Origin of the sequence: Holdemanella porci (assembly GCF_009696075.1) — a bacterium.
In the GTDB taxonomy this organism is placed as follows: Bacteria; Bacillota_I; Bacilli_A; order Erysipelotrichales; family Erysipelotrichaceae; genus Holdemanella; species Holdemanella porci.
Genome location: NZ_VUMR01000017.1, coordinates 20252 through 29846, shown reverse-complemented (window position 1 = coordinate 29846; position 9595 = coordinate 20252). Strand labels below are relative to the sequence as shown.

The 9595-nt window shown below is 33.8% G+C and carries 9 protein-coding genes; 1 reads left to right on the top strand and 8 read right to left on the bottom strand.

Annotation, left to right across the window (positions count from 1 at the left end):
- Window positions 1–243 precede the first annotated feature (243 nt).
- The 8 genes from FYJ55_RS11045 to FYJ55_RS04680 form a co-directional block, all read right to left on the bottom strand.
- Window positions 244–723 (bottom strand): hypothetical protein, encoded by a 480-nt coding sequence (locus FYJ55_RS11045; RefSeq protein WP_229771090.1) that lies wholly within the window; start codon window positions 721–723, stop codon window positions 244–246.
- A 102-nt stretch (window positions 724–825) separates the two neighbouring features.
- On the bottom strand, window positions 826–1155 hold the full coding sequence (locus FYJ55_RS11040; protein WP_229771089.1) for an Rpn family recombination-promoting nuclease/putative transposase: 330 nt from the start codon (window positions 1153–1155) through the stop codon (window positions 826–828).
- 582 nt (window positions 1156–1737) lie between these two features.
- Entirely contained in the window at window positions 1738–1917 is a 180-nt protein-coding gene (locus FYJ55_RS04705) for a hypothetical protein (protein WP_154555857.1), read from the bottom strand.
- A gap of 107 nt (window positions 1918–2024) precedes the next feature.
- Entirely contained in the window at window positions 2025–3749 is a 1725-nt protein-coding gene (locus tag FYJ55_RS04700) for a DUF5696 domain-containing protein (RefSeq protein WP_154555856.1), read from the bottom strand.
- A 46-nt stretch (window positions 3750–3795) separates the two neighbouring features.
- The gene (locus tag FYJ55_RS04695) at window positions 3796–5094 is read right to left on the bottom strand and encodes an alpha-amylase family glycosyl hydrolase (protein ID WP_154555855.1); all 1299 of its coding nucleotides are present in this window, start codon (window positions 5092–5094) and stop codon (window positions 3796–3798) included.
- 4 nt (window positions 5095–5098) lie between these two features.
- On the bottom strand, window positions 5099–5584 hold the full coding sequence (gene ybaK / locus FYJ55_RS04690) for a Cys-tRNA(Pro) deacylase (RefSeq protein ID WP_154555854.1): 486 nt from the start codon (window positions 5582–5584) through the stop codon (window positions 5099–5101).
- Window positions 5581–6129, bottom strand: coding sequence for an ANTAR domain-containing response regulator (locus tag FYJ55_RS04685; protein ID WP_154555853.1), 549 nt, complete (start codon window positions 6127–6129; stop codon window positions 5581–5583). Before FYJ55_RS04685 ends, ybaK begins: the two co-directional genes overlap by 4 nt.
- Before the next feature lie 6 nt (window positions 6130–6135).
- The gene (locus FYJ55_RS04680) at window positions 6136–7305 is read right to left on the bottom strand and encodes a glutamine synthetase family protein (RefSeq protein WP_154555852.1); all 1170 of its coding nucleotides are present in this window, start codon (window positions 7303–7305) and stop codon (window positions 6136–6138) included.
- 186 nt (window positions 7306–7491) lie between these two features.
- Here FYJ55_RS04680 and FYJ55_RS04675 point away from each other — a divergent pair, with 186 nt between their 5' ends.
- Window positions 7492–9582, top strand: a complete 2091-nt coding sequence (locus FYJ55_RS04675) for a glutamine synthetase III family protein (protein ID WP_154555851.1) — start codon at window positions 7492–7494, stop codon at window positions 9580–9582.
- Window positions 9583–9595 lie beyond the last annotated feature (13 nt).

The following is a 9595-nucleotide window of genomic DNA, read 5'->3' as shown; positions in this document are numbered from 1 at the left end:
TAATACAACACGAATTCACTCACATTGTGAATATGAATCTCCACAAAATTTTGAAAAACAATATTTGAAACATAAACATTAAAAAAACAGATATTTAAGTTGTCTTAAATCTTGACATAGTACCAATATTCTTCTTCTACTAACCATATACCTAATTCCTTTTCTTTGATTATACACCAAAAAAGCCGCCATATTATAGGCGACTCAGTTATCATCTTCACTTTTTACATTTCTAGAAAATGACTATTTCAACAACTCCATAATTTCATCTTCACTCTTCGACAATGACTTAGAAATAAGCTCTAAACTCATCCCATTTGCAAGCATCACTTGAATCATTTGTTTTATCTCTTGATCCTTTTCTTCTACTTTCTTTTCAGCCTTTTCTTTTTCTTTTTGAACTTCTTTCATTTGTCTTTGAGTTTCTTCAAGTTCAAGCTGTAGCTCAATTCGTTCTTCATTTTCATGTAGTTTTTGAAAATCTTCTATTATTTTCTTCCAACGATCATCCGATATGGTTTCTACACGCTTCTCTAACATTTGAATCACCTCATCATTTTCTATCATTACCTTAATTTTACTATCATCCATTCCTTTCTGGCAATTCAAAAAGTAATAAATCATTTTTTCTTGTTCATTCATGTCTTCAAGCGGCTTATTTAAATCTACTTTTGGCATTTCTATTGCACGTAACTTCATACAATCTTCTTTTTCTTCTTTCACTAAAGGTAAATCACCATCACATTTCAACCTGAATGTATTACATATATTATTATTTTCAACAATATTCACATTAAAGAAAATCAGGACAATAGTTTCCTTTAATTAACCATAACTTTTCCCTTCCATATCTTGTGAACCATGAAGTCTAGCTAAATAATAAGAAAAGCGATTCATTGAATTATCTTTGGTTTGCCTCAACTGCATCTCTAAATCTATAGTTGTTTTATCATTAAATTCGACTAATAAATCCAATCGAGAGCTTTTCATTTTACTATAGTCTTTTACCATTTCTGAATTCTTTACAACAACATGATTCACCTTCCTTTCCAAAAATACCATGAGTAATGATTTTAAGGCATCATTGGCTTCTTTACAATCTTCGCCAAAGACATATTTAAAGGCGAAATCATTTAATAAATTTGCACTCCTCATGAGCACCTCTTTTCTAGTAGGCATTTCTGGTAAATTGCATATAATGTATCTAACTATTCTCCTAGATATATAAATATCGCAATATGGATTTGTATTTTTTTGTAGCTTGATTACTTAACCTGACAACAAATCTTTAGTTAAGTCTTTGAATACCTTTAATATTGATGTTGAAAAGAAGTATCCTCACTTTTGTTTCATGAACCAAGAAACTGGTAAGCCCACAATTACATCTTTGCTTTTTTAACTCCATTACCTACATACTCATATACGTAAAAAAATGAAGTTTTTCAAAAAAATTAAAATTTTTATACAAAAAAACTAGAATCATAAAGACTCTAGCTCTTTGTTTCTATTGGACCACTATGAAATTCTCTTTCAATATCTGGACTATACAATTTACTCCACTCTTTTTTACCCTATATCTTCTTTGCCTCACTATTTAAATTAAAAAATATAGCATGTGGCACGCAACAAGAAATGTCCAAATTATACTTAAACAATTCTAGTTCTGTATCCGTTATAGTTTTCTTTAAAATCTTAATATATAAAGAAACCATCTCTTCAAATTACACCCACATTCATTTAATCTACTTGATCTACTAATCTGTCTAAAACTAACTCATTACTTTTATATTTGAAAACACATTGCTTGTTTAAATCTTTATTCTTTAATGAAAACCACACTTCACTATCCGACTGTTGAGTGATTGAATCCACATAATATGCTTCATCCTCAATTTGGTCATTTGCACTTTCAATCAATTCCTCATCTGAATATGGGATTGCAGTTTGAACTTCTTTAGTTTCTCTAAGTTCGGGCTGTGCTTGTGTACAAGCCGTTAATAATAGTTACACTAATACTAATACTTTCATACAATTCTATACGTGTTCTCCTTTGTATCGATTTCAACTGTGACATTATTACTAAAAGTAGTCTGTTGAACATGATCATTGATGATTTTATGTTCTACCATTTCTTCATTTTTAATTTTTTGATAAAAATCTAGAACAACATTTGCACGTTTAATTCGATCTTCTATGGACAAACCATCGCTTCCAAAATTACCATCCACATTATCATAAGGTGCATTCCTTACTACATATGGAATACCCCCATTTAATAACGCATACAACATATAGTCTTCTTGTCTTTTTTCCATTGACCAAGGCAAAATGAAACAATCATGATACACTAGATTGAATAAAGGTACTGCTATTCCCATTCTTTTCTCATTTTCATCTTTCATCATAAACTCATAAGGCCCATAATGCGAAAAAACAAGTTCTCGCATAGCCCAATCACTACACTCCTCACTTGAAGGAATGATTCCCTTTGAGATCATATATTGAAAACAAGCCCTTCTATATTCCATGCACTCTTTTCTTGTCATTAAATGTTCTAAATTAAAACACTCATCCATTTCATTACAAGAAAATACATCTAAATATACGCAATCCAAATCAATATGTTTTAAGATCTCAGTGTAGTTTCTTTTTACATACTTTGGTGCTAGACTTGCACACAAATAATTTTGTCTTCCCCCAGCCCAATTGGCATGTTCAAACACACTACCATCCTTTAATTGAATGGCTTGGTTTTCATCATGTGTTTTTGCCTTATAATAATAATCACGATACTGATCATGTAAGCCAAATAAATCATTTTGTGAACGCAAACTTTCCTGAAGATCCTTTAAACCAGTCCATCCACCAGCTTCAATACATGCCGGCAAATAATCCGGATGACAATTATCGTAGCCAGGATCTCCCCAGCCATCTAAATGAAGATATAGTTTGTTTGAACCTAATTCATGAAGACTTTGCATCATCTCTTTTACCGAATCAAAAGAATGAATTACATCCTCTTGTCCATTATAAAAACGTGAATCCTTTTCCGTATGTGCCTTAATACCCGTATGTACAACAGCACATTGTTGAAGTTCTGATATTTTAGAAAGTGTAACTTCTTTTTCTTTTAAAGATTTAAATAAACCGGTTTCTTTAACGTACTCTCGATAAATCTTAGCAGCACGATTATAATCCATATTAAGCTCAAAAGAATATCGAACAACACGCTTATATCGCATCTTACCTAAACTTGTTAACCATACAAATTGAAGTCGTGTACCCTTATCATCATGATCAATTGTATATTTAGAATCCCAGGGCGTTTCATTGATTGCGATATACCCTTTTCCATTATTGGTTTGACTAAGCCAAGGCATATAGGCAGCACAACTTGTAAACTGGCCATCAAAGGCAATATGACTATAATCATACTCATACCGATTGGGAATCAATAATCCTTGCATATAAGGAATCGTTGAATAGCCATCCTTATCTTCACACACAAAACTATCAGGAAAATGTACCTCTTTAATATTCTCATCCACTTTGGGAATCCACTCAAAATAATAATGATTCGTACTATCTTCTTGCCAAATATATGTATCAAAATATTTATACGTGGTATAAATACCCTTTCCTAAGCCAGTAGTTCTTTCTTCTGACTTGATGAAATCATCGCTAAAATTTATTTTTTGATCATTTTTCGTTACATAAAACGAATCTAGATTATGAATCCAATTTTCCATATACAAATACCTCTTCTAAATTATATCAAACGAAAAAAAGTATCCATTACGATACTTTCTTTAATATTCTTACTTCATAAGGCTTGAACTCAAATGCATTATTAACCGAAAGTTTTTCATTGGTTTCCATGTCGATGAAATCACCTTGACCATTAAAGCTTAATGTTTGAGCAACACTCTTCATGTTCATACAAATCCATAGGCATTCCTTTTCATCTTGTCTTTGATAAATACAAGCCGTATTTGTGATACCAATCTGTGTATAATCTCCATAAGATAAAGCGGAATGATTATGTTTCAGATGGATTAACTTTTGAATAGTATTCGTTAATTCATTCCATTCAAACACTTTGATTTCCGGTCTAAGATCCGTATCATTCCAATTTTTTGTACCTTCCATACCCCATTCACTGCCATAATAGATACATGGAATACCTGGCATTGTAAATAACATGGTATAAATTAAAGGCAATTGGTTTTTATCCTCTAAAATCGAGGCAACTCTTTCGACATCGTGATTATCCACAAAGTTAAACAAATGCTTACCCGTATATAAACACCATGGATCTTTGCCAAATTGACGATTCAATGAATAAAGAATCTCATAAAAATTTGCTGAATTAAAACTCGAATACAACCCTTTATAACACTCATAATTTGTGACAGAATCCAACATATTCTCATTCATCCATTGATTATAGTCACCATGTAAAGTTTCACCTAAAAGGAAGAAATCTCTATCTACATGGTTGTGTAAAGTTTGTAGGAAATTCTTATCCAAACAATAAGCTACATCTAATCTTAAACCATCAATTTTAAATTCTTCTTGCCAGAAATCCACTACATTTAAAATGTATTCTACTACTTGTGAATTTTGAAGATTCAACTTCACTAAGATATCATTGCCTTCCCAATCCTGGTACCAGAAGCCATCGTTGTAGTGATTGTTTCCATTAAAATCAATATAGAACCAATCCTTATAAGGTGAATCCCACTTCTTTTCTAATACATCTTGAAACGCAAAGAAATCACGTCCCACATGATTAAACACGGCATCGAAAACAATTTGAATACCATTTTCATGGAATTGATTTACAACTTCCTTTAAGTCTTCATTGGTACCCAATCTTGTATCTAACGTTTTAAAATCCGTTGTATCATAGCCATGCGTACGACTTTCAAAAATTGGATTCAATAGTATACAGTCTATGTTTAATTTCTTTAAATGAGGAATAAAATCCTCTAATTTATGAATTCTGTGTTCTAGAACATGATCATTCTCAAATGGCGCTCCACAAGCTCCAAAAGGATAGATTTGATAAAATATACTCTCATTCGCCCACATAAAATTACTCCTTTGTGATATCGCCTGCTTGAACATGAATTAAATCCATCAATGTCTTTGGATCCATCTCAATCTGCATACCAATCTTACCTGCACTAAAATAAATCTTATCTTGATTTAAACAATCCTTTTCAATAAAGGTACGAAATTGCTTTTTCATACCCAATGGAGAACATCCACCACGAATATAGCCCGTAATCTTATTGATGTCCTTCACATGAATCATCTCACAAGATTTGACTTTGGCTATTTTTGCGCACTTCTTTAAATCCAATTCCTTTTCAACTGGAAGCATATACACTAAGTATTCCTTTGTGTTTGCCTGTGTAACTAAAGTTTTATACACAGCTTCCACTGGCTGATGTAACATATTCGCAACATGCACACCATCTACAGGATCACCCTCTTTATGTTCATACGTATGCGCTTCATATTCTACTTTATGCTGATCTAAAAAACGCATCGCATTGGTCTTTTGAATCTTTTTCATGTTTGAAACTCCTCTAATAACTCTTTAGCCACCAAGAATTTCGTCTTATTCTGCTCCATCGCTATTTTTTCAATATAGTGATGCGCCTTGTCTTCACTCCAATGATAATTTGAAATCAAAACCAACTTACAATGATCCACCATCTTCAACTCTAAATATTTCTGTTCAAGCTTACTGATCTTCTTTTCATAAAGCTGGATTCGCCTATTCACACTCATAAGAATCTGAAATGCTTCATACAACAACTGCTTCTTGATGGGATACGACAGAACTATTATACCACTATCTTTACACTGATATGAAACTTGATCATAGATTTCCTTATTGCACACCAACAAAACTTGCGTATTTAAACTTTTCGCAAAATTTAAAAGCCCACTTGTCGTTTGCGAATATAAGATCACAACAATCTCAAAATGCGTATTTCTCAACTTATTTAACGCATCATTATATGTCTTTGACAGCACATATTGATAATTGGCCGTATTTTTTAATATAGCTAAGAATTTCTCATTTCCAAGTACTAATACTTTACTTGCCTCCATACGCACTTACCCAACATAAATATCCACTACATCTTTTCCTAAAACTTGTTTTAACCAATCCGAATTCAAAGCCTTTATCTTTGCCTCTTTTAAACTTTGAGGAAGCTTTTTTGTATCACTCGATACAATATCCGTACAAGGATCAGGTACCATGTTCTTTTCAATCCCCTCTAAACCGGCATAAATCAATAAGGCATAGGCCAAATAAATATTACAACTACAATCCGGACTTCTTAATTCCATACGATTTGTCGAATGTGTAGCCGGAATACGAATCAATTGATTACGATTCTGATACGACCAGGAAATATAGCTTGGCGCCTTATCCTTACCTAAACGCTTGTAGGAGTGTTTTGTCGGATTTAAAAAGGCTGTCATCTCTTCAATACGATTTAAAATACCGGCCATAAAAGGCATCAACAACTCTTCATGTTGATCCACACTCATATTAATATGCATCCCATTACCTGGCTGATCCTCTAAAGGTTTTGGTGAAAAGTCAGCTACTAAACCCTGCATATTCGCAATGGCTTCAACAACCCACTTAAATGTCGCCGCATTATCCGCTGCTTGTAAAGCACTTGAATAACGAAAATCAATCTCATTTTGCCCAGGACCCATCTCATGATGCGAAACCTCTGGATCAATTCCCATTTCCGATAATGTTAAACAAATCTCACGACGAACATTTTCCCCTTTGTCTAATGGAGAAACATCCATATACCCCGCACGATCCAATGGAACATAGGTGTTTTCTCCATTTTCATCCTGCTTAAATAAGTAGAATTCAAATTCTGAACCAAAGTTAACATCTATTCCCATACTTTTCGCTTTTAGGATTGCCTTCTTTAATATATAGCGCACATCCCTTTCAAAAGGCGTTCCATCCGGATATTTAATATCACAATACATACGAATAACACTTCCATCCATACTGCGCCATGGCAAGATACTCATAGTGTTTGGATCTGGATATAAGAATAGATCACTATGCACTTCATCTAGAAAGCCGTCAATGGCACTGGCATCAAAGCTAATGCCCTCCACAAATGCCCTTTTTAATTCGGTTGGTAAAACAGAAACATTTTTCTGTGTACCATACATATCAAAATAAGAAAGACGAATAAATCGAACGTCTTGTTCTTCACAAAAATTTAATACATCCTCATATGTCATACAATTCACCTCGAATAATTAATACACTATTTTCATTCTATTTTCAAATATTTTTACATTTTTTCATTGACAACACAAAATATCTGTTTATAATGAATGCATACATGGCAAGGACGCCAAAGAAAACATAGGTCAACCCCTAGTTTTTTAGTGTCCTTGCTTTTTTTTATGTAAAGGAGAGCCATTATGAAATCAATCGTAGAAGAAATTTTTGGAAGTAAAGTTTTTGATGAATCTGTTATGCGAGAAAAGCTCGCAAAAGATACATATCGCGAATTAGAAAAAACCATTCGCGATGGAAAACAGTTAAATATCAAAATCGCAAACGCGGTAGCCCACGCTATGAAAGAATGGGCCTTAGAACAAGGTGCAACACACTATACACACTGGTTCCAGCCAATGACAGGAGTTACAGCTGAAAAGCATGATGGCTTCATCAATCCCGATAAAGATGGCAAAGTCATTATGGAATTTAGTGGAAAAGAATTAATCAAAGGTGAACCAGACGCCTCAAGTTTTCCAAATGGCGGATTAAGAGCCACATTTGAAGCAAGAGGATATACAGCTTGGGATCCAACAAGCTATGCCTTTATTAAAAACGGAGTCCTTTGTATTCCAACCGCTTTCTGCTCTTACTCAGGACATGCCCTAGATAAGAAAACACCACTCCTTCGAAGTATGCAGGCCATTAATAAACAAGCCTTACGTATTGTGAAATTATTTGGCAATGACGATGTTCAATCCATTAAAACAACCGTCGGACCTGAACAAGAATATTTCTTAGTTGACCAGAAATATTATGAACAAAGAAAAGACTTGATCTATACAGGACGTACATTATTTGGTGCACCATGCCCTAAAGGACAAGAATTGGAAGATCATTATTTTGGAACAATCAAAAGTCGTGTTCAAGAATTTATGTCCGATTTAAATAAAGAGTTATGGAAACTTGGCATCTTGGCAAAAACTGAACATAACGAAGTCGCTCCTGCACAACATGAATTAGCCCCAATCTTTACAACGACAAATATCGCAACAGACCACAACCAATTGACAATGGAATTGATTCAAAGAGTTGCGAAAAAACATGGATTGGTTGCCCTACTTCATGAAAAACCATTTGAAGGCATCAACGGAAGTGGTAAACACAATAACTGGTCTTTATCTACGGATACAGGAATCAACCTACTAGAACCAGGCGATACACCTCATGAAAACGCACAATTTTTAGTCTTCTTAGCCGCTATTATTAAAGCTGTAGATGAACACCAAGACTTATTACGATTAAGCGTAGCCACTGCAGGTAACGATCACCGACTAGGTGCTAACGAAGCCCCTCCAGCTATTATCTCTATTTTCTTAGGTGATGAATTAACTGCTGTATTAAAGTCCATTGAAGAAGACAAACCATATGATGGAAAAGAAAAAGAATTGATGAAGATTGGAGCAACCGTTCTTCCTAAATTCCCTAAAGATTCAACAGATCGTAACCGTACTTCTCCATTCGCCTTTACCGGAAACAAATTCGAATTCAGAATGCCGGGATCTAACTCAAGTATTGCCGGATGCAATATTGTGTTAAATACAGTCATTGCGGATGAAATCGAAAAATTTGCGGACATTCTTGAAACTAGCGATGATTTTGAAAGCACATTACATGCCTTGATCAAAGATACAATCAAAAACCACAAACGCATTATCTTCAATGGCAACGGATATGATGATTCTTGGGTTAAAGAAGCTGAGTCTAGAGGCTTATTAAACTTAAAGACAACTCCAGATGCCCTTCCATACTTCAAAACCGATGAAAACATTGCCCTATTTGAAAGACAAAAAGTTTTATCTAAAGAAGAAGTGGAATCAAGATATGAAATTTTAATGGATGAATATGAAAAACAAATCAACATTGAAGCATTGACAATGTTAGACATTGCGAAAAAAGACATTTTACCAGCTGCAAGTAAGTTCTCTAAAGAATTGACAGATACAATCGCTAATAAAAAGGCCATCGGTATCGACTTAACCTATGAACTTGAAACGGCTAAAAAAGTCAGTGAATATTTAACCGAAGCTTACCAAGCTATGATGACACTTGAAAACGATGTTAAAAAACTACATGAAATTGATGATTTTGAAAAATCAGCCTTCTATGTAAGAGACTTCATCATTCAAGACATGGCAAATTTAAGAAAACCATGCGACGAACTTGAAGTCATTACTTCTAATAGTGATTGGCCATTTCCAACATATGGAAAATTATTATTCGGAATTCAATAAACCGGCATACGCC

What these genes read in the sequence shown, in the direction of transcription:
- FYJ55_RS11040 (WP_229771089.1), bottom strand. Translation starts at nt 1,155, where the DNA reads ATGAGGAGTGCAAATTTATTAAATGATTTCGCCTTTAAATATGTCTTT.
- FYJ55_RS04700 (WP_154555856.1), bottom strand. Translation starts at nt 3,749, where the DNA reads ATGGAAAATTGGATTCATAATCTAGATTCGTTTTATGTAACGAAAAAT.
- FYJ55_RS04695 (WP_154555855.1), bottom strand. Translation starts at nt 5,094, where the DNA reads ATGTGGGCGAATGAGAGTATATTTTATCAAATCTATCCTTTTGGAGCT.
- ybaK (WP_154555854.1), bottom strand. Translation starts at nt 5,584, where the DNA reads ATGAAAAAGATTCAAAAGACCAATGCGATGCGTTTTTTAGATCAGCAT.
- FYJ55_RS04685 (WP_154555853.1), bottom strand. Translation starts at nt 6,129, where the DNA reads ATGGAGGCAAGTAAAGTATTAGTACTTGGAAATGAGAAATTCTTAGCT.
- FYJ55_RS04680 (WP_154555852.1), bottom strand. Translation starts at nt 7,305, where the DNA reads ATGACATATGAGGATGTATTAAATTTTTGTGAAGAACAAGACGTTCGA.
- FYJ55_RS04675 (WP_154555851.1), top strand. Translation starts at nt 7,492, where the DNA reads ATGAAATCAATCGTAGAAGAAATTTTTGGAAGTAAAGTTTTTGATGAA.